The organism is Brevundimonas sp. GW821-FHT12E07 (genome assembly GCF_058807035.1).
In genome coordinates this window covers 196,086-213,819 of record NZ_JBXAQH010000004.1, presented here as the reverse complement: position 1 = coordinate 213,819, position 17,734 = coordinate 196,086, and the positions used below count along the sequence as shown (strand labels likewise).

Below are 17,734 nucleotides of genomic sequence, written 5' to 3'. Positions count from 1 at the left end.
CGCATAACGGGCGGAAGGGTCGCGTCTCTTGCGAGACGCGGCCTTTTTCTTGTTGATCGGCAGGGCTCCGTGAGCGCCCTGCGGTCCCTTCACTCCCACTCGATGGTGCCGGGGGGCTTGGAGGTCACATCATAGACCACGCGGTTGACGCCCCGGACCTCATTGACGATGCGGGTCGCGCACTTGCCCAGCACGTCCCACGGGAACTCGAAGAAGTCGGCGGTCATGCCGTCGGTCGAGCTCACCGCGCGCAGGGCCAGCACCTTCTCATAGGTGCGGGCGTCGCCCATGACGCCGACGGTCTTGACCGGCAGCAGAACGGCGAAGGCCTGCCAGATCTTGTCGTAGAGGCCAGCCTTGCGGATTTCCTCGAGGTAGATGGCGTCGGCTTCCTGAAGGGTCGCCACGGCCTCGGGCGTGATCTCGCCGGGGATGCGGATGGCCAGGCCCGGCCCCGGGAAGGGGTGGCGGCCCACGAAGGCGTCGGTCAGGCCCAGCTCGCGGCCGAGCGCCCGGACCTCGTCCTTGAACAGCTCGCGCAGCGGCTCGACCAGCTTCAGCTTCATATAGTCCGGCAGGCCGCCGACGTTGTGGTGGCTCTTGATGACGTGGGCCTTGCCCGACGACGAGGACACGCTCTCGATCACGTCCGGATAGAGGGTGCCCTGGGCCAGGAACTCGGCGCCTTCGATCCTGGCGGCCTCGCGGTCGAACACCTCGATGAAGACCCGGCCGATGGTCTTGCGCTTGGTCTCCGGGTCCGACTGACCGGCCAGCTCGCCGAGGAATTCCTTCGACGCATCAACGTGGATCAGGGGGATGTTGTAGTGCTCTCTGAACAGGGTCGTGACCTGGCTGGCCTCGTCCTTGCGCAGCAGGCCGGTGTCGACGAAGACGCAGGTCAGCTGGTCGCCGATGGCCTCGTGGATCAGCACCGCCGCGACCGAGGAGTCGACGCCCCCCGACAGGCCGCAGATGACCTTGGCCGAGCCGACCTGTTCGCGGATCTGGGCGATCTTCTCGTCGCGATAGGCGGCCATGGTCCAGTCGCCCTTCAGCCCGGCGATGCCGTGGGTGAAGTTCTTGAGCATCTGATGGCCGCGCGGGGTGTGCATCACCTCGGGGTGGAACTGGACGCCGTAGAACCGGCGGGTCTCGTCGGCGATCACCGCATAGGGCGAGCCGGCCGAGGAGGCGACGACGTCGAAGCCCTGCGGGATGGCGACGATCTTGTCGCCGTGGCTCATCCAGACGGTCTCTTCCTCGCCCACCGGGGCCAGGTCGGCCAGCAGGGGCGAGGCCTTCTCGACGGTGATCTCGGCGCGGCCGAACTCGCGGGTGTGGCCGCCCTCGACCTTGCCGCCCAGCTGTTCGCACATGGTCATCTCGCCGTAGCAGATGCCCAGCACCGGTACGCCCGCCTCGAACACGCCCTGCGGCGCGCGGGGGCTGCCCTCTTCATGGACGCTCTCGGGACCGCCCGACAGGATGATCGCCGCCGGCTTCATCGCCTCCAGCGCGGCTTGCGCCTTCTGGAACGGATGGATCTCGCAATAGACGCTGGCCTCGCGCAGGCGCCGCGCGATCAGCTGGGTCACCTGGCTGCCGAAGTCGACGATGAGGACCTTCTGGTGGTCGGTAGTCTGGGTCATGGCGAATCCGGGGAGAGCGAATGGGTGGGGACTTGGCTGGCTGAGCCAGCAATATCAAGCGCGGAGAGGCCGCGTTCGGTCAGAACCGCGATCAGGGCGTCGAGCGCCGCCGCCAGGTTCTCGTCGACATGGTGCAGGGTCGAGGTCCAGTCCTCCAGCGCCTTCAGCTCGGCCTTGCCGTCCGAGACGCCGCGCAGGGCGACAAGGGGCACGCCGAAGGTCTGGGCCGAACGCAGCAGGGCGAAGGTCTCCATGTCCACCATCTGCGCCTCGATCAGGTCATAGGCGGCGCCGGAAATCACCCCTCCCCCGGTCGACAGGGTCGCCGTCGGCACGCTGGGGATCGGGCACGGCAGCGGCAGGATGGCCGGCAGATCCAGCAGCGGCGTGATCCCTTTAGGGAAGCCCAGAGGACTGGCGTCCATGTCGCGATAGCTGACCGAAGAGGCCTGATAGACCGCCGCATGCTCCAGTTCGCGCGAACCGCAGGAGCCCAGAGACACGATCAGGTCCGGCAGGCCGTCGGCCGCCTCCAGCCGGGCGAGCGCGGCGGTCAGGACCACGGCTCCCTCGACAGGACCGATGCCGGTCATCAGCGGCTGGATCCGCGCCTGCAGATGCACGCCGTACTCCGCCGGCGCCGCCATGACGTAGAGGACCGAGACGTCGCCGTACCGCTCCAGTCGCCAAGGCTGGCTCATTCGGCCTTCTCGTAGATGGCGGCGAAGAAGCCGTCGGTGCCGGCGGTGGCGGGCGACAGGCGCAGGCGGTGACCGCCGGCGGCCAGTTCGGCCAGCTTTTCGCGGCCCGCCTGGGTCAGGTCAGCGCTGTCCAGGACGTCGGCGATGGCCACCGGATGGAAGTTCGGATGATCCTCCTCGAAGGCGGCGACGCTCATCTCGTTCTCGGCCGTCAGCATCGAGCAGGTGACATAGACCAGACGCCCGCCGGGCTTCACCAGCTTGGCCGCCCGGGCGACGATGGCCGTCTGCAGGCTGTGCATCCGGTCGACGTCCTCGGGCGTCAGCCGCCAGGCGTCCTCGGGACGGCGGCGCCAGGTGCCCGAGCCGGTGCAGGGCGCGTCGACCAGGACCACATCGGCCTGACCGACCATGGCCTCGACCCCGCCGCCGTTCGGACCGAGATGGAGCAATTCCGCCGCGACGCCCGCGCGTTGCAGGCGGGGCTTGATGTTGTCGAGGCGCTTCTGGACCACGTCACAGGCGACCAGCCTGCCCTCGGTCTGGACGACCGTGGCGGCCTTGCTCTTGGGCGCCTCGACCCAGCCGGCCGGGGTCCAGACCTTGGCGGCCTCTTCCGGCGCGGCCGGTTGCGACCCGGTGGCGGCGCGCATCTGCATGGCCAGGCCCAGGGTCTTGCCGCCACCGCCGGCGCAATAGTCGACGACGGTCATGCCGGGCTTCACGCCGGCCAGCCAGCAGACGACCTGGCTGCCCTCGTCCTGGATCTCGATGCGGCCGTCCTTGAAGGCTTCCAGCGCCTGGACGTTCGGCGGTGGCTCGGCCGACAGGCGCAGGCCCCAGGCGGACCAGGGGGTGCGCTGCGGTTCCAGACCGGCGGCGCGCAGTTCGGCCTCGACGTCGGCGACGGTCGCCTTGGCCGCATTGACGCGCAGGTCGATCGGCGCGCGCGGGACCATCAGGGCCTCGGCCTCGACCGCCCAGCCGTCGCCATAGGTGGATTTGAAGTCCTCCATCACGAACTCGGGCAGGCCCGCCGCGACCCAGCCGGGCAGTTCGTCTTCGGTGGCGGTGAGGCGCGACCGCTCCTGCTTGGACAGCGGCTTGGGCCCGTAGGCATCGCCCGAGTGCAGGGCCTCGATCTCTTCCAGCGACAGGCCGTCGATCAGGCTGAGCGAGCCGATGACCAGGGCCCGGCCGTCCTCGCGTCCGCCCATGGCCCAGACCAGACGGCCGCGGGCGCGCAGCACGCGATAGACGCGGTCGGCGACGGCGCGGCGGTCCTTGGAGCCGGCGTAACGGTTCTCGGTCCCCCAGGTCTTGAGCACGGCCTCGGCCGGTTGGCGGCCCTGGGCGATGGAGTCCAGGACGGAGGCGGCGGCGGCGAGACGGGCGGCTGGGGTCAACTCAGACTTTCAGAGGAACAGGGCCCAGATGACCATGATCAATCCGGCCAGCGAGACGATGAAGGCCAGCGAGCGCAGGCCGGTCACGCCGAAGGCGTAGAGCGGCACGTACACGACGCGGGCGAGGAGGTAGAGGTGCGTGCCCCACAGGGTAAGCGCGCCGCCGTCCTTACCGACCACATGGGCCATGATTACGGCGGCCGCGAACAGCGGCAGGGTTTCGAACAGATTGGACTGGGCCCGCATCAGACGCCCGGCCAGCTTGCCGGGCGGCGGAACGGCCTCGTCGCGCGGCCCCGCGTTCCACCTGGTCCCCAGTTCCGCCGTCCGCGCGATGGCGGCGGCGGCGATCTGGAGAATGGCCAGGATCAGAACGAAGGCCAGTGCGACGAACTCGGGCGTCATGTCCATGGTCGTGTCCCCCGGGGTCAGCCCTGCCGGTAGTTCGGCGCTTCCCGCGTGATCATCACGTCATGGACGTGGCTCTCACGCAATCCCGCCCCGGTGATGCGCACGAAGCGGGCGCGTTCCTGGAACTCGGCGATGCTCGGGGCGCCCACATAGCCCATGGCGGCGCGAAGCCCCCCGACCATCTGGTGCAGCACCGGCGAGATCGGACCCTTGTAGGGGGTCTGGCCCTCGATGCCTTCGGGCACCAGCTTCTGGGTGTCCTGGACGTCCTTCTGGAAGTAGCGGTCGGCCGAGCCGGCGCCCATGGCCCCGACCGAGCCCATGCCGCGGTACGACTTGTAGCTGCGCCCCTGGTACAGGAAGACCTCGCCCGGGCTTTCGTCCGTACCGGCGAACATCGAACCCATCATGGCGACCGAGGCGCCCGCGGCGATGGCCTTGGCCAGGTCGCCCGAGTATTTGATCCCGCCGTCGGCGATGACCGGAGTGCCGCTGTCCTTCGCGGCGCGAACCGCGTCGATGATGGCGGTCAGCTGGGGCACGCCCACGCCCGCGACGATGCGGGTGGTGCAGATGCTGCCCGGGCCGATGCCGACCTTCACGGCGTCGGCGCCGGCGTCGATCAGGGCGCGCGCGGCGTCATAGGTGGCGATATTGCCGGCGATGATCTGCAGCCGGTTGTTCTCGCGCTTGATGCGCTCGACCACGCGCGAGACCTGGGCCGAGTGGCCGTGGGCGGTGTCGATCACCACCACGTCGCAGCCCGCGTCGGCCAGGGCCATGGCCCGCTCATAGCCAGCGTCGCCCACGGTCGAGGCGGCGCCGACCAGCAGCCGGCCCTGATCGTCCTTGGCGGCGTTCGGGTGAGCCTGGGCCTTCTCGATGTCCTTCATCGTGATCAGGCCGGTGGCGCGATAGGCCTCGTCGACGACGATGACGCGTTCGATCTTGCGGTCCCGCAGCAGGGCCCGGGCCTCGTCGCGGCCGGCGCCTTCGCGCACCGTGACCAGGTCGCCCTGGGTCATCAGCTCGGCGGCCTTGCGGGTCGGATCGGTGTCGAACCGCATGTCGCGATTGGTCAGGATGCCGACCAGCTTGCCCGAGCCGGGCTCGACCACCGGGAAGCCCGAGATCTTGCGTTCGGCGACGATGGCGCGGATCTCGCCCAGCGTCGTGTCGGGATTGATGGTCACCGGATTGATGACCATGCCGCTTTCGTAGCGCTTCACCTGGCGGACCTGATCGGCCTGTTCGGCGATGGTCATGTTGCGGTGAAGCACCCCCAGGCCGCCGGCCTGGGCCATGGCGATCGCCAGACGGCTCTCGGTCACGGTGTCCATCGCCGAGGAGGCGAGCGGGATGTTCAGTCGGATGTCGCGGGTCAGCCGTGTCGAGACATCCGCGTCTGCGGGCATGGTCTCGGACGGGCCGGGTTCAAGCAAAACATCGTCGAAGGTAAGGCCTTCGCGAATCTCCATGGGAGTCTCCGTTTTGCGGGCCGCCTATCCTCTTTCGCGGTTGCGAAGTCAACCGTTCTGAACCCGCTGACGAGGTTCGTCACAAAGGTTTATCGCGAACACCGGCCCGGCCCTTGCGATTTCTGCGAACGATTATCATGTTCAACGCATGGTTCAGGTCATCGTCCAGTCCGTTCGCCGCCTCGCCCTCAAGATCGCCAGCTATGGGGCCATGCACCTGATCGTCGCCATCCTGGTGGCGTTCGCCATCACCCGCGACTGGCGGCTGGCCCTCGCGGTCGGGGTGGTCGAACCCCTGTTCCAGACGGTCGCCTACTCCATCCACGACCGCGTCTGGCACCGGATCGAGCGGCGCCAGACCCTGCCCCTGCCCGAGGAGACGGTCGAGGCCGTCGGCGCCCGGCTCGACCTCATGGACCCCCAGGAGCAGTCCCGCAGCCACGGCCATCATGGGCATAGCCACGCCCTGCCCCGCTCGCTCGGTCGTGTCGCGCTCAAGACCGTCACCTATGGCGTCATGCATTTCACCGTGGCGGTCAGCGTCGCCTTCGCCCTGACGCGCGACATCCGCATCGCCCTGACCATCGGCACGCTGGAGCCCTTCGTCCAGACCGGCTTCTTCGCCATCCACGACCGCATCTGGAGCCGCATCGAGGCCGGTCGGGCCCGCCGCCAGGCCGCGCTCGCCGCCTAGGGTAACAACGCGCTGCCAAACGGCGTCTGCGGCGTTAAGCTGCGACCATGCACGCCTTCGAGACGATTCTGGCGGTTCTGCTCGGCGCCGTCCTGCTGTCGCTGGTCGCGCGCAAGCTGAAGGCGCCCTTCCCGCCCTTCCTCGCGCTGGGCGGGGCGGCGGTCGCCTTCCTGCCCTTCGCACCCGAGATGACCCTGGACCCCGAGCTGGTTCTGGCCCTGTTCGTGGCCCCGGTCCTGCTCGACTCCTCGTTCGATTCCTCGCCGCGCGACCTGAAGCGCAACGTCGTGCCGATCACCTTCATGACCCTGGCCGCGGTCGGGATCACCGTCGTCGCCGTCGCCTTCACCGCCCGACAGCTCGAGCCCGAGATGGGCTGGGCGGTCGCCATCGCGCTCGGCGCCATCGTCGCCCCGCCGGATGCGGCGGCGGCCACCGCCGTCCTGCGCGCCGTACCCGTGCCCTATCGCATCCGCACCATCCTCGAGGGCGAGAGCCTGTTCAACGACGCCAGTTCGCTGCTGATCTACCGGCTGGCGGTCACCGCCGCGCTCGGCGGGATGGCGGTCGGCTGGGGGCTGGCGGCGACCATCGTCTGGGCCCTCGTCGGCAGCGTCGGCTTCGCCATGGCCGCGGCCTGGTTGAGCACCCGACTGACGCGCGGCATCACCGACGCCCCCAGCGCCATCCTGATCCAGTTCATCGCCACCTTCGGTCTGTGGATCGCGGCCGAAAAGCTCGGCCTGTCGGCCATCGTCACCGTGGTCGTGTACGGCCTGACCATCGCCCGGCTGGCGGCGCGCAATCCCGCCTCGGTCCGCGCCCCGGCCTATACGGTGTGGGAGACGGTGGTCTTCGCCCTGAACGCCACCGCCTTCGCCCTCGTCGGCCTGCAGATCGGCCCGATCTGGCGCGGCCTGGACCCGGCCCAGCGCGGCGAATACGCCCTGTTCGCCGTCGCCGTTCTGATCGTCGCCGTCCTCGCCCGCCTCGGTTGGGTCATGGGCTACAACAGCTTCCTCAGGCTCAAGAACCACTGGTTCGGCGCCGACCTGCCGCAGGGGCTGAGTGCGCCGACCGCCGCCAGCGGCCTGATCATCGGCTGGGCCGGGATGCGCGGGGTGGTCAGTCTCGCCGCCGCCTACGCCCTGCCGATCAGCTTCCCGCACCGCGACCTGCTGCTGCTGGCCACCTTCGCCGTGGTGATGGGTACCCTGGTGGTCCAGGGCCTGACCCTCGGTCCGCTCATCCGTCTGCTGCGCGTCCACGACGACGGCCAGCTGGAGCGGGAGATCAAACTGGCCCGTCAGGTGGTGACCCAGGCCGCCGTCGATCACCTGAAGCACTGCAAGGGCCGCGTCGCCGACCGCCTCAAGGACGAATACGGCGAACGCCTCGACGCCGTCATGAGCGACGAGGCCGACGACGGCCGGGTCGAGCTGGAGTCCGACCAGATCAAGGCCGACCTCCTGACCACCAAGCGCGACGCCCTGATGGCCATGCGCACCTCCGGCGAGATCGGCGAGGCCGCCTATTACCAGATCGAGGAAGAGCTGGACCGCTACGAACTCAGCTGGACGCCGGTCGTCCGTTAAGGCCCCGTCTCACGGACTGTAGACACCAAACCCGGTGCAGCCGGAGCGGTAGGCCACGCTGCGTCGGCGGACGTCGATACAAAGGGCGCTGACCAGACCGAGCCCGCCGGCCGCATCGCCGTCGGCGAGCCAGACCACCCGCCCGTCGCGAACCCCGATCAGGGCCGCCCGGTTTTGCCGAGACAGGTTGTTGCTGGGCTCATCCCCCAGATTGATAGCCAGAACCTCATAGCCCGGATCGACCGCATCGGCGTAGCGGCGCACGCCCCGGTTCGCCCGCGCGAACCCCTGCCCTCCGCCGGGCAGGATCTGCCCCAGCTGCATTTGGGCGTACAGGGCCGGGCCGGCGACCAGCGCCTCGCGCCGTTCGGCGTTTAGGCCGGGCAGTTTCCAGGCCAGGGGCAGCAGAAACAGGCCCTGGATCAGGCCGGCGTGGTCGACGCCAGCCGGCTCCCTGCGTCCGGTGAACGCCGGCACGGACGGCAGGGGCTGGCAGGCGTACGTCAGAACGGCGTCCGCCGGGACCCTGAGATCCGGCCGACGGCTCAGGAAGCCGTCCGCGTCGGAGAGCGGCAGGCGGCCCGGCGTGACCGAAAGAACGGGATCGTGCCCTTCGACGATGGTGGCGCGGAGGTGGTCGCTGAAGCTCTCGCCGGGCGCGCGGGGGCGGTCCTGGATGCGCCGCGGATTGACCCAGGCTGTGACTTGCCCGTTCAGCACCACGGCATAGGCGGAGGCGATGGCCCAGGAGGCGTCCGGGCTGGTCAGCCGAACCCCGCAGGAATGACGCTCAGGCGTCGGCGGCATCAGGTCTTCAACGCGGTAGAGATCCATCCGCCCCTCGGCGGCCTGGAGCGTGATCGCTGGAACGGGATCGCGGGGCGCGCCGAGCCGGGTCAGCACCTCGCCCAGCGGCCGCCCCTGCACGGCGCCGATGGGCGTCACCGTGGGATCAGCAGCCGCCGCCTGCAGCGGGACGCCGGCGACGGCGAGGACAACGGCGAGCATCCGCTTCATCACGCACCCCTTTCCACCCAATCATAGCGTGCACCATGGGGCTGGCCTCGTGCGAGCGCAACCGCTTCGTCCGGCCCCGGCCAGCTGCGCAGCCGCAGCATCGGACGGCGCTCGAACCCGTCCTCCTCGGCCTCGAAAGTCAGCCAGGCCAGCGGCGCCTCGGTCGTCGCCCGCGCCCCGACGGCGGCCATATGGGCGCGGATGCGGTCCTGAACCTGCGGCGGGAAATACTGGAAGGCGATGGTGTGCATCACCACGCGGCAGACGCCCGGTTGAGGCTCGACCGACAGCCGGGCCTCCAGCCAGTCGGCGGCGTCGGCGGTAGCGATCTCCGGCGGGCTCTCAATGGCGAGGTCCAGCGCCGCGTTCAGCCGCGCCAGCCGGTCGCGCTGGTCGGTCCAGACATAGGCCGACAGGGTCCGCCGGGTCGCGGGATCGGTGACGTCCAGCGGGTGACGATCCACGGCCTGCCGCGAGACGACCCGCACTTCGGCCGAGGGCGGCGCCGGCCCGTCCCAAACCGGTCTCAACTGCACCGGCGAGGCCGGATCGCCGGCCTTCACCCCGCCGAGGTCGAAGCCGTAGCGGTCCAACAGGCTGTTCAGCCCGGCGCTGGCGCCCAGCTCATAGAGTTCGAACGGCAGGCCGAACCGGTCGGCCAGCACCAGAAGCCCGGCCATCAGCCCCGCCGAGCGGCCCACCTCATTGGTCTGGGGCGGCCCGTCCAGCCAGGGATCCAGCGCCTCAGCATGGACGGCGATGGCCTCGGCCAACACGGCCCAGACCGCATCATCATCATCGGGCGCGAGGTTCGGCGGGTAGATCGCGCTCAGGGCCGGGTCGACGCCCGACCGCGCCAGATCGTGCAGGCCGCCACAGAACCGCAGCGGCAAGGCGTCGCCCTCGTGCGAGGGATTGCCGGGCCAGTCCAGCACCCGCTTGCCGATGGCGCCCGATCTATCCAGCCGCTTCCCGACCAGCCCGCAGACCCGTCCCGTGAACGGCGCCCCGGCGGCGCTGCAGATCGCCGCCTGTTTGGCGAAGGCCTCGCGAACCCTGGCCTCACCGGCGGCGTCGCTCATCGTTTGAGCTTGTTCAGCGCCACCAGATAGACCTCGGATGAACCCTTCCGGCTGGCCTCGGGCTTGACGTACTTCACGTCCTGGAAGTGGGCGCGCAGGTCGGCCAGCACGTGACCGGCGTCGCCGCCCTGGAAATTCTTGGTCACGAAGGCCCCGCCGGGACGCAGGGTCCGGATGGCGAAGTCGGCCGCGATCTCGATCAGGGCGATGATCTTCAGATGGTCCGTCTGGCGGTGGCCGACGGTGTTGTGGGCCATGTCGGAGATGACCAGATCGGGTGGACCACCCAGGGCGTCGATCAGCTGCTGGTCGACGCCGGGATCGGTGAAGTCGGCCTGGATCAGGGTCGAGCCCGGGATCGGCTCGATCGGCAGCAGGTCGACCCCGACCACCGAGGCCGCGCCCCGGTTGACGCAGACCTGGACCCAGCCGCCCGGCGCGGCGCCCAGGTCGATGACCCGCGAGCCCCGCTTCACCAGGTTGAAGCGGTCGTCGATCTCCGCGAATTTGAAGGCGGCGCGGCTGCGCCAGCCCTCGGCGCGCGCCTTCTCGGACCAGGGATCGGCCAGCTGGCGCTTGATCCACTGGATGGAGGACATCGACTTCTTGTCCGCCGTCTTGATCTGGGTCCCCATGCCGCGGCCCTGGGCCGTGCCGCCGGTCGGCGGGCGCACCATCTTGCGGCGGGCGGGCGGCGTTTCAGCGCTTGGGGGGGTCTTTTCGTCCTTACTCATGCTTCCCACATAGCCCCGACGGACTTCCCGGGCTATGACCCCCGACCGGATTAGAAGAACCGGACCAGAATAAAGGAGCGCGCCCATGGCCGACGAAACCCTGACCCTTTCCCTCGACACCGGCGATGTCGTCATCAAGCTGCGGCCCGATCTGGCGCCCGGCCATGTCGCCCGCATCACCGAACTGGCCAAGGAAGGCTTCTACGACGGCGTCGTCTTCCACCGCGTAATCCCGGGCTTCATGGCCCAGGGCGGCGACCCGACCGGCACCGGCACCTCGGGCTCCAAGAAGCCGAATCTGAAGCAGGAGTTCTCGTCCGAGCCCCACGTCCGCGGCGTCTGCTCGATGGCCCGCACCTCGGATCCGAACAGCGCCAATTCGCAGTTCTTCATCTGCTTCGACGACGCAACCTTCCTGGATCGCCAGTACACGGTCTGGGGTCAGGTGATCGAAGGCATGGAAAACGTCGATGCCCTGCCCAAGGGCGAGCCGCCGCGCGAGCCGGGCAAGATCATCAAGGCCACCGTGGCCTGATACGGAAAGGGCGGGTCGCAGGACCCGCCCTTTTTTGATTCAGTCGCCCCCGTACCAGCGGAACTTCTGGCCGCCGAAGGCCGAGCCGCCGGCGCGGACCGTGCCGGTCAGGACCGGAGCCTCCTCGCCCAGATTGCGGCGGGCGGTGGCCAGGGCGCCCTGATCAAGGGTCCCGTTGAAGGCGACATTCCCCAGACGCGGATCGGTCCCCTCGAAGCGCACCCGGCCGTCGGTGACCTCATAGGTCTTCGGCAGGACACGGATGGTCTCGGCGCCGTCCTTCTCGAACTCGATCATCACGGGGGCGAAGGTTCCGGATTTCGCCCCGCCCTCCCAGGCCGCGAAGTCGGCGGACTGGCCGAGGAACAGGGCTTTCACGCGATAACCGTCGACCGAAATCGGCGCGGCGGGGATGTAGTAGCCCGACAGGTCGCCGCTGATCTCATGCTTGAAGTCCGTCGCGGCCGGCGCCGGGGCCGGCCCCTTCGCCGCCGGGGCGGGCTTGAAGTCGTCGCAGGCGGCCAGCGCCAGGACCGTCAGCAGGATCGCGCCGGATCGTCTCATCATATGTCTCACGGCAGACGCAGCAGCGGGGCGAGCCAGCCGATGTCCTGCAGATGCTCGATCCCCTCGAAGATCGGAATCGCCAGCAGGAAGACCAGGCCGTCGCGCAGGGTGGTCAGGAAGAACTGGGGCCGCACCTCCAGCGAGGGGGCATCGCACCACAGCGAGAAGTCGGGCCCGTTGCGCGGCACGCGGTGCATATAGTCGGCATAGGGGGCGCCGAACTCGTTCAGAAGCCAGGCCTCTTCCCGCTGAACCGTGAAGTGGAACACCACCACCGAGATAGCGACGAACAGCAGGGCCAGGATCAGGCTGCCGGTCTGGGCGCCGATGCCGAAGGCGCCGAGGTGGCTGAAGAGGTAGAGCGGGTTGCGGCTGATCGAATAGGGGCCGGTGTCGACGATCTCGGCCTTCTTGCGCCCGCCGATATAGAGCGAACACCAGGCGCGGCCGACGATGGCCACAACGATGGCGCCAAGACCCGCGCTCTCCATCCCCTCATGGACAGCGCCGTCGCCCCATTCCGTGACCGTGACCATGGACAGGCCGACCGCCGCCAGCAGGCAGCCGCCGATCGCCCACTTCCGCAGCCGCTGGATATGCTGGAGATCAAACCCCGTCGTAACCGTCATGCCCGTTCCTCCCGTGTTTTTTGCGAGGTGAACGCTTGTGGCCGTCCGGGCGCAAGCAGGAATGTTCGTTCACGGTCGAAAGTTAGCGGTCCAGCGACTGGTCCAGGGCCCGGAAGGCGGCGATGGCCAGCTCGGTCGAGGAGATGAAGGCCGACGGGGTGATCTTGTCGAAATCGTCCGACGGGCGGTGATAGTCGGGGTGATCGACCACGCCCATGTAGATGAAGGGCAGGCCCGCCTTGAAGAAGGGGCCGTGGTCCGAAGCATCGGTCCAGTTGTCCGAACCCGTGTCCTGGGGCGTGTCGTGACCGAAGGCCAGCGAGATCGCGCCGTTGGGGGCGACGGTGTCGAGGATCGGACGGAAGCTCGGGTTCTGATAGGTCCCCGACACCCACAGATGACCGTCGGTCTCGGCGCGTGAGGTCATGTCGAAGTTGAGGTTCAGGGCGATGGAGGACAGGGGCACCGGCGGCGCCTGGACGAAATGCTTGGCCCCGATCAGCCCCCGCTCCTCCCCGTCGAAGGCGACGATCAGGACGGAATGCTCGGGCGCCTGGGCCTTCAGCCGACGCGCCAGCTCCAGCATGGTGGCCACGCCCGAGGCGTTGTCGTCGGCGCCGTTGTAGATCAGGCCGTTGGCCACCCCGACGTGGTCATAGTGGGCGGTGACCACGATGTAGCGATCCGTCACCCGTGTGCCGGGGATGAGGCCGATGATGTTGGTCCCCTTGTAGCGGACCAGACCCGACCGGCTGGGGACCTCGGCCTCGAACGGCTGCAGCCGGCCGACCGGCGGGGCCTCGATGCCCATCGCCTCAAGGCGTCCGACGATATAGGCCCGCGCCCGCTCGCCGCCGGGCGAACCGGTGTCGCGCCCCTCCATGTCGTCGGCCGACAGGATACGCACGTCATCCAGCAACTGCTGCGAGGCGGCAGCGATGGCGACCGATGTCGGCGCGGTCGGCGTCGGCGCCGTGGTCTGGCAACCGGCGAGCATGGCCGAGACGGCGAGAACAAGCGGGACGGCGCGACGGATCATGGAGCATTCCTGTTACTGGACCCGACCCTAGCGAGGGTCGTTGCGTCGGTCAGCATACGGTTCTGTCATCAGCCGCAAAAAACCGACGCCGGGAGTCCAATCCTCTCCCTCGCGAATGGTATGGAGCGTGGGATGGCCCAGACGAATCCGAACGCATCCCTTCCAGTCGACGACCTGAGCGAAGATCAGGCCACCGCCGAACTGGCCCGGCTGGCGGTCGAGATGCGCCGCGCCGACTTCCTCTACAATGAAGCCGCGCCCGAGCTGACCGACGCCGAATACGATGCGCTCAAGGCCCGCAACCTGGCCATCGAGAGCCGCTTCCCCGCCCTGATCCGCGCGGATTCGCCGTCGCTGAAGGTCGGCTCGCCCGCCTCCAGCCAGTTCTCGGAGGTGCGCCACGGCGTTCCCATGCTGTCGCTGGACAACGCCTTCGATCAGGGCGACGTCGCCGACTTCGTGGCCCGCATCCAGCGCTTCCTGAAGCTGCCGCACGCCGACCCGGTGGCCTTCGTCGCCGAACCCAAGATCGACGGCCTCTCCGCCAACATCCGTTATGAAAAGGGCGTGCTGGTTCAAGGCGCCACGCGCGGCGACGGCCGCACCGGCGAGGACATCACCGCCAATCTGAAGACCATCGCCGACATCCCGGTGAAGCTTTCGGGCTCCGGCTGGCCCGACCTGATCGAGGTCCGCGGCGAGGTCTATGCGCCGAACGACGCCTTCGCGGCCTTCAATGCGGCCGCGGAGGCCGAAGGCAAACGCACCTACGCCAACCCCCGCAATTTCGCCGCCGGATCGCTGCGCCAGATCGACCCCAAGGTGACGGCGGCCCGCCCCCTCGCCTTCTTCGCCTATGCCTGGGGCGAGACCTCGGCCCCGTTCGCGGAGACGCAGGAAGGGGCGCTGGCCGCGCTCAAGGCCTGGGGCTTCAAGGTCAATCCGCGCTCGGTCCGGGTCGAGGGCGTCGACGGACTGATGGAGGTCTATCGCGGGCTGGAGACCGACCGCGCGGGCCTCGGCTATGACATCGACGGCGTTGTCTACAAGGTCGACCGGCTGGACTGGCAGGAGCGACTGGGCTTCGTCTCGCGCAGCCCGCGCTGGGCGATCGCCCACAAATTCCCGGCCCAGCAGGCCACCACGGTGCTGGAAGGCATCGACATCCAGGTCGGCCGCACCGGCTCCCTGACCCCCGTGGCGCGGCTGCATCCGGTGACCGTCGGCGGGGTCGTTGTGCGCAACGCCACCCTTCACAATGAGGACGAGATCGCGAGGAAGGACGTGCGCATCGGCGACACTGTCGTCCTGCAGCGCGCCGGCGACGTCATCCCCCAGATCGTCGAGGTGGTGATCGAGCGCCGCCCGGCCGACGCCGTCCCTTACGTCTTCCCCACCCACTGCCCTGTCTGCGGATCGGAGGCGGTGCGGCCCGAGGGCGAGGTGCGCCGGCGCTGCACCGGCGGCCTGATCTGCAACGCCCAGCTGGTCGAGCGGCTCAAGCATTTCGTCTCGCGCCGCGCCTTCGACATCGAGGGTCTGGGCGAGAAGCAGCTGATCGCCTTCCACGAGCGCGGCTGGATCCATGAGCCCGCCGACATCTTCCGCCTGGCGCGTGACGCCGAGAAGCTGGACCTGCTGCGCGCCGAGGACGGCTATGGCGACACCAGCGTGAAGAATCTCGTCGCGGGCATCGACGCGCGCCGGACCATCGCGCTGGAGCGGCTGATCTTCGGCCTGGGCATCCGCGACATCGGCGACCAGACCTCCCTGCTGCTGGCCCGGCATTTCGGCGGATGGGCCGAGTTCTACGCCGCCGGGCTGGAGGCCGCTTCGGGCATTCCCACGCCGGAATGGACCCGGCTGGCCGAGGGGCATGGCGTGTCCCAGCGGACCCTGTCGGTGATGGCGGCGGCCCAACTGTCGCCTGCCGATCCCTGGCCCGAGGCCCCGATCGACCAGAAGCTGGCTCTCGCCTTCCCCGGCGTCGCCACCCCTGCCCGCCGCGCCCTGGCCGAACTGGCCCCCGACTGGCCCGCAGTGATCGAACTGGCCCGGATCGCGCGCGAGGACGGGCCGTCGGAGACACTGGGACAGATCGCCGGAATCGCCGGGGTCGGCCCCGTCGCGGCCCGCGCCGTCGCCGAGTTCTTCCACGAGGCTCACAACCGCACGGTCGTCGACGCCCTGATCACCGAACTGACCGAGGTCGTCGACGCCGAAAAGCCGAAGACCGACAGCCCCGTCGCGGGCAAGACCGTGGTCTTCACCGGCTCGCTGGAGAAGTTCACCCGCGACGAGGCCAAGGCCCGGGCCGAAAGCCTCGGCGCCAAGGTCAGTGGGTCGGTGTCGAAGAAGACCGACTATGTCGTCGCCGGTCCGGGCGCCGGCTCCAAGCTGAAAGACGCGGAAAAGCATGGGGTTGAGGTTCTGAGCGAAGACGACTGGCTCAAGCTGATCGGCTGAAAACTTGACCTAAGGTCCGGTTTTTTATCGACAATCAAGGAACCGTGATCGGCGGATCGGCCTTGTTTCCAACGGAAACGCGGGTCAGTCTGACCTCAACGGGCCGACACGGTCCGAACCAAGGAAACGACCATGAATGCCTCCCTGTTCGCCGCCGCCGCGCTGGCGGTCTCCGCCCTCGCCGCCTCCGCCGTCGCTGCCCCGCCTCCGGGCGATCCGACCGGCCTGTGGCAGACCCCGACCAACGGCGGTCAGGTTCGTATCAACCGCTGTGGCCAGGCCCTGTGCGGCGTGCTGGTGACCTCGGACCACATCCGCACCAATCCGAACATGACCGACGACCACAACCGCGACCGGGCCCAGCGCGGCCGGACGCTGCGCAACCTGCCGATGCTGAACGGCTTCACCGGCGGCCCGACCGAATGGCGCAACGGCTCGGTCTACAACCCCGACGACGGCGGCACCTATCGCGGCACCATCACCCTGGTGAACCCCAACACCCTGCGCCTGCGCGGGTGCATCGTTGCGCCGCTGTGCAAGACGCAAACCTGGACGCGGATTCAGTAGTTAAATCCTCCCCCATTGGGGGAGGTGGCTCCGAGTTCTTGCGAGGAGACGGAGGGGGCTGATCCAAACGCGGTGTGCGTGGTTGGCCCCCTCCACCCCTTCGGGCCCCCCTCCTTCAAAGGGGAGGATTTCAGATCATCTGTTCAAGGCCGCCTGCCCCGCCGGGGCATAGCGGTCGCCCGAGGCCGCATCCTTGGGGAAGACCGCCTCGATGGCGGCGAGGTCTTCGGCGCTCAGGACCACATCGGCGGCGGCCGTATTGTCCTCCAGCGTCGCGATGCGGCGGGTGCCCGGAATCGGGACCAGATCGTCGCCCTGCGCCAGCACCCAGGCCAGGGCCAGTTGCGCCGCCGTCAGTCCCTTGGTCGCCGCCAGCGCCTTCACCGCCTCGACCAGATCGAGGTTCTTCTGGAAATTGTCGCCGAGGAAGCGCGGGTTGGAGCGGCGGAAGTCGTCGGGCGCCAGGTCATCGATCGACTTGATCTCACCCGACAGGAAGCCCCGGCCGAGCGGGCTGTAGGGCACGAAGCCGATGCCCAGCTCGCGCACCGTCGGCAGGATCTCCGCCTCGGGCTCGCGGCTCCACAGGGAGTATTCGGTCTGCAGCGCCGTGATCGGATGGGTGGCGTGGGCCTTGCGGATGGTCGCCGGCGCGGCTTCCGACAGACCAAGGAAGCGGACCTTGCCCTCCTTGACCAGCTCCGCCATCGCCCCGACCGTCTCCTCGATCGGCGTGTCCGGATCGACCCGGTGCAGATAGTAGAGGTCGACGTGGTCCATGTTCAGCCGCTTCAGGCTGCCCTCGATGGCGCGGCGGACATTAACGGGCGAGCCGTCGATCTTGAGCGCCGTGCGATCCGCGTTCCAGTTAATGCCGAACTTGGTGGCGACGAAGGCCTGATCGCGTTTGCCCGCCAGCGCCTTGCCGACCTGGATTTCGTTGGTGTGCGGGCCGTACATCTCGGCCGTGTCGAACAGGGTGACGCCGAGTTCGAGCGCGCGATGGATCACCGCCGTCGCCTGCGCCTCGTCGGACGCCTGACCGTAGAAGGCGGCCATCCCCATGCAGCCGAGGCCGACGGCGCCGACCTCCGGGCCGGATTGTCCAAGCGTACGGGTCTTCATGGGGCGCTCCTTTTCGGTGGGAGCCTCAATTCGTCA

General features: G+C 68.8%; 17 protein-coding genes. 5 read left to right on the top strand and 12 right to left on the bottom strand.

Annotated features, from left to right (window positions below):
* Positions 1-89: 89 nt before the first annotated feature.
* From guaA to guaB, 5 genes are read right to left on the bottom strand one after another with little or no spacing between them, the layout of a single operon-like run.
* Complete coding sequence (gene guaA / locus AC1ROD_RS15985; protein WP_492949256.1) at positions 90-1,652, bottom strand: glutamine-hydrolyzing GMP synthase; 1,563 nt, start codon at positions 1,650-1,652, stop codon at positions 90-92.
* Entirely contained in the window at positions 1,649-2,353 is a 705-nt protein-coding gene (locus tag AC1ROD_RS15980) for a 5'-methylthioadenosine/S-adenosylhomocysteine nucleosidase (RefSeq protein ID WP_492949255.1), read from the bottom strand. Before AC1ROD_RS15980 ends, guaA begins: the two co-directional genes overlap by 4 nt.
* Positions 2,350-3,759, bottom strand: a complete 1,410-nt coding sequence (locus AC1ROD_RS15975) for an RsmB/NOP family class I SAM-dependent RNA methyltransferase (RefSeq protein ID WP_492949254.1) — start codon at positions 3,757-3,759, stop codon at positions 2,350-2,352. Before AC1ROD_RS15975 ends, AC1ROD_RS15980 begins: the two co-directional genes overlap by 4 nt.
* 9 nt (positions 3,760-3,768) lie before the next feature.
* Positions 3,769-4,170, bottom strand: coding sequence for an MAPEG family protein (locus AC1ROD_RS15970; protein ID WP_492949253.1), 402 nt, complete (start codon positions 4,168-4,170; stop codon positions 3,769-3,771).
* A gap of 17 nt (positions 4,171-4,187) precedes the next feature.
* Positions 4,188-5,648, bottom strand: a complete 1,461-nt coding sequence (gene guaB, locus AC1ROD_RS15965; RefSeq protein WP_492949252.1) for an IMP dehydrogenase — start codon at positions 5,646-5,648, stop codon at positions 4,188-4,190.
* Positions 5,649-5,796: 148 nt separating this feature from the next.
* Between guaB and AC1ROD_RS15960 the strand changes: the two genes are divergently transcribed.
* Complete coding sequence (locus AC1ROD_RS15960) at positions 5,797-6,342, top strand: DUF2061 domain-containing protein (protein WP_492949251.1); 546 nt, start codon at positions 5,797-5,799, stop codon at positions 6,340-6,342.
* A 47-nt stretch (positions 6,343-6,389) separates the two neighbouring features.
* Positions 6,390-7,937 (top strand): cation:proton antiporter, encoded by a 1,548-nt coding sequence (locus tag AC1ROD_RS15955; protein ID WP_492949250.1) that lies wholly within the window; start codon positions 6,390-6,392, stop codon positions 7,935-7,937.
* A gap of 9 nt (positions 7,938-7,946) precedes the next feature.
* On the opposite strand, the gene AC1ROD_RS15950 is transcribed toward AC1ROD_RS15955, so the two are convergent.
* From AC1ROD_RS15950 to AC1ROD_RS15940, 3 genes are read right to left on the bottom strand one after another with little or no spacing between them, the layout of a single operon-like run.
* On the bottom strand, positions 7,947-8,954 hold the full coding sequence (locus AC1ROD_RS15950) for a hypothetical protein (protein ID WP_492949249.1): 1,008 nt from the start codon (positions 8,952-8,954) through the stop codon (positions 7,947-7,949).
* Entirely contained in the window at positions 8,954-10,036 is a 1,083-nt protein-coding gene (locus AC1ROD_RS15945) for a DUF2332 domain-containing protein (RefSeq protein ID WP_492949248.1), read from the bottom strand. The genes AC1ROD_RS15950 and AC1ROD_RS15945 overlap by 1 nt, the downstream gene beginning before the upstream one ends.
* Positions 10,033-10,770: an RlmE family RNA methyltransferase gene (locus AC1ROD_RS15940; RefSeq protein WP_492949247.1), complete on the bottom strand. Its 738-nt coding sequence runs from the start codon at positions 10,768-10,770 to the stop codon at positions 10,033-10,035. Before AC1ROD_RS15940 ends, AC1ROD_RS15945 begins: the two co-directional genes overlap by 4 nt.
* Positions 10,771-10,855: 85 nt before the next feature.
* Here AC1ROD_RS15940 and AC1ROD_RS15935 point away from each other — a divergent pair, with 85 nt between their 5' ends.
* Positions 10,856-11,305, top strand: coding sequence for a peptidylprolyl isomerase (locus tag AC1ROD_RS15935; protein WP_492949246.1), 450 nt, complete (start codon positions 10,856-10,858; stop codon positions 11,303-11,305).
* Between the two features lie 39 nt (positions 11,306-11,344).
* Here AC1ROD_RS15935 and AC1ROD_RS15930 read toward each other — a convergent pair whose 3' ends face one another.
* From AC1ROD_RS15930 to AC1ROD_RS15920, 3 genes are all read right to left on the bottom strand, one after another.
* On the bottom strand, positions 11,345-11,872 hold the full coding sequence (locus tag AC1ROD_RS15930) for a hypothetical protein (protein ID WP_492949245.1): 528 nt from the start codon (positions 11,870-11,872) through the stop codon (positions 11,345-11,347).
* 5 nt (positions 11,873-11,877) lie between these two features.
* Positions 11,878-12,501, bottom strand: coding sequence for a methyltransferase family protein (locus AC1ROD_RS15925; RefSeq protein WP_492949244.1), 624 nt, complete (start codon positions 12,499-12,501; stop codon positions 11,878-11,880).
* A gap of 82 nt (positions 12,502-12,583) precedes the next feature.
* Positions 12,584-13,540 (bottom strand): M28 family peptidase, encoded by a 957-nt coding sequence (locus AC1ROD_RS15920; protein WP_492949243.1) that lies wholly within the window; start codon positions 13,538-13,540, stop codon positions 12,584-12,586.
* Between the two features lie 132 nt (positions 13,541-13,672).
* On the opposite strand from AC1ROD_RS15920, the gene ligA reads away from it, so the two are divergent.
* Both ligA and AC1ROD_RS15910 read left to right on the top strand, forming a co-directional pair.
* Positions 13,673-16,006, top strand: coding sequence for an NAD-dependent DNA ligase LigA (ligA, locus tag AC1ROD_RS15915; RefSeq protein WP_492949242.1), 2,334 nt, complete (start codon positions 13,673-13,675; stop codon positions 16,004-16,006).
* 132 nt (positions 16,007-16,138) lie between these two features.
* Positions 16,139-16,573 carry a DUF2147 domain-containing protein gene (locus AC1ROD_RS15910; RefSeq protein WP_492949241.1) on the top strand — a complete coding sequence of 145 codons (435 nt, stop codon included), beginning with the start codon at positions 16,139-16,141 and terminating at the stop codon, positions 16,571-16,573.
* A 135-nt stretch (positions 16,574-16,708) separates the two neighbouring features.
* Here AC1ROD_RS15910 and AC1ROD_RS15905 read toward each other — a convergent pair whose 3' ends face one another.
* Positions 16,709-17,698, bottom strand: a complete 990-nt coding sequence (locus tag AC1ROD_RS15905) for an aldo/keto reductase (protein WP_492949240.1) — start codon at positions 17,696-17,698, stop codon at positions 16,709-16,711.
* Positions 17,699-17,734 lie beyond the last annotated feature (36 nt).

Coding starts and splice junctions, on each gene's coding strand:
- guaA (WP_492949256.1), bottom strand. CDS start 1,652: ATGACCCAGACTACCGACCACCAGAAGGTCCTCATCGTCGACTTCGGC.
- AC1ROD_RS15980 (WP_492949255.1), bottom strand. CDS start 2,353: ATGAGCCAGCCTTGGCGACTGGAGCGGTACGGCGACGTCTCGGTCCTC.
- AC1ROD_RS15970 (WP_492949253.1), bottom strand. CDS start 4,170: ATGGACATGACGCCCGAGTTCGTCGCACTGGCCTTCGTTCTGATCCTG.
- guaB (WP_492949252.1), bottom strand. CDS start 5,648: ATGGAGATTCGCGAAGGCCTTACCTTCGACGATGTTTTGCTTGAACCC.
- AC1ROD_RS15960 (WP_492949251.1), top strand. CDS start 5,797: ATGGTTCAGGTCATCGTCCAGTCCGTTCGCCGCCTCGCCCTCAAGATC.
- AC1ROD_RS15955 (WP_492949250.1), top strand. CDS start 6,390: ATGCACGCCTTCGAGACGATTCTGGCGGTTCTGCTCGGCGCCGTCCTG.
- AC1ROD_RS15950 (WP_492949249.1), bottom strand. CDS start 8,954: ATGAAGCGGATGCTCGCCGTTGTCCTCGCCGTCGCCGGCGTCCCGCTG.
- AC1ROD_RS15945 (WP_492949248.1), bottom strand. CDS start 10,036: ATGAGCGACGCCGCCGGTGAGGCCAGGGTTCGCGAGGCCTTCGCCAAA.
- AC1ROD_RS15940 (WP_492949247.1), bottom strand. CDS start 10,770: ATGAGTAAGGACGAAAAGACCCCCCCAAGCGCTGAAACGCCGCCCGCC.
- AC1ROD_RS15935 (WP_492949246.1), top strand. CDS start 10,856: ATGGCCGACGAAACCCTGACCCTTTCCCTCGACACCGGCGATGTCGTC.
- AC1ROD_RS15930 (WP_492949245.1), bottom strand. CDS start 11,872: ATGATGAGACGATCCGGCGCGATCCTGCTGACGGTCCTGGCGCTGGCC.
- AC1ROD_RS15925 (WP_492949244.1), bottom strand. CDS start 12,501: ATGACGGTTACGACGGGGTTTGATCTCCAGCATATCCAGCGGCTGCGG.
- AC1ROD_RS15920 (WP_492949243.1), bottom strand. CDS start 13,540: ATGATCCGTCGCGCCGTCCCGCTTGTTCTCGCCGTCTCGGCCATGCTC.
- ligA (WP_492949242.1), top strand. CDS start 13,673: ATGGCCCAGACGAATCCGAACGCATCCCTTCCAGTCGACGACCTGAGC.
- AC1ROD_RS15910 (WP_492949241.1), top strand. CDS start 16,139: ATGAATGCCTCCCTGTTCGCCGCCGCCGCGCTGGCGGTCTCCGCCCTC.
- AC1ROD_RS15905 (WP_492949240.1), bottom strand. CDS start 17,698: ATGAAGACCCGTACGCTTGGACAATCCGGCCCGGAGGTCGGCGCCGTC.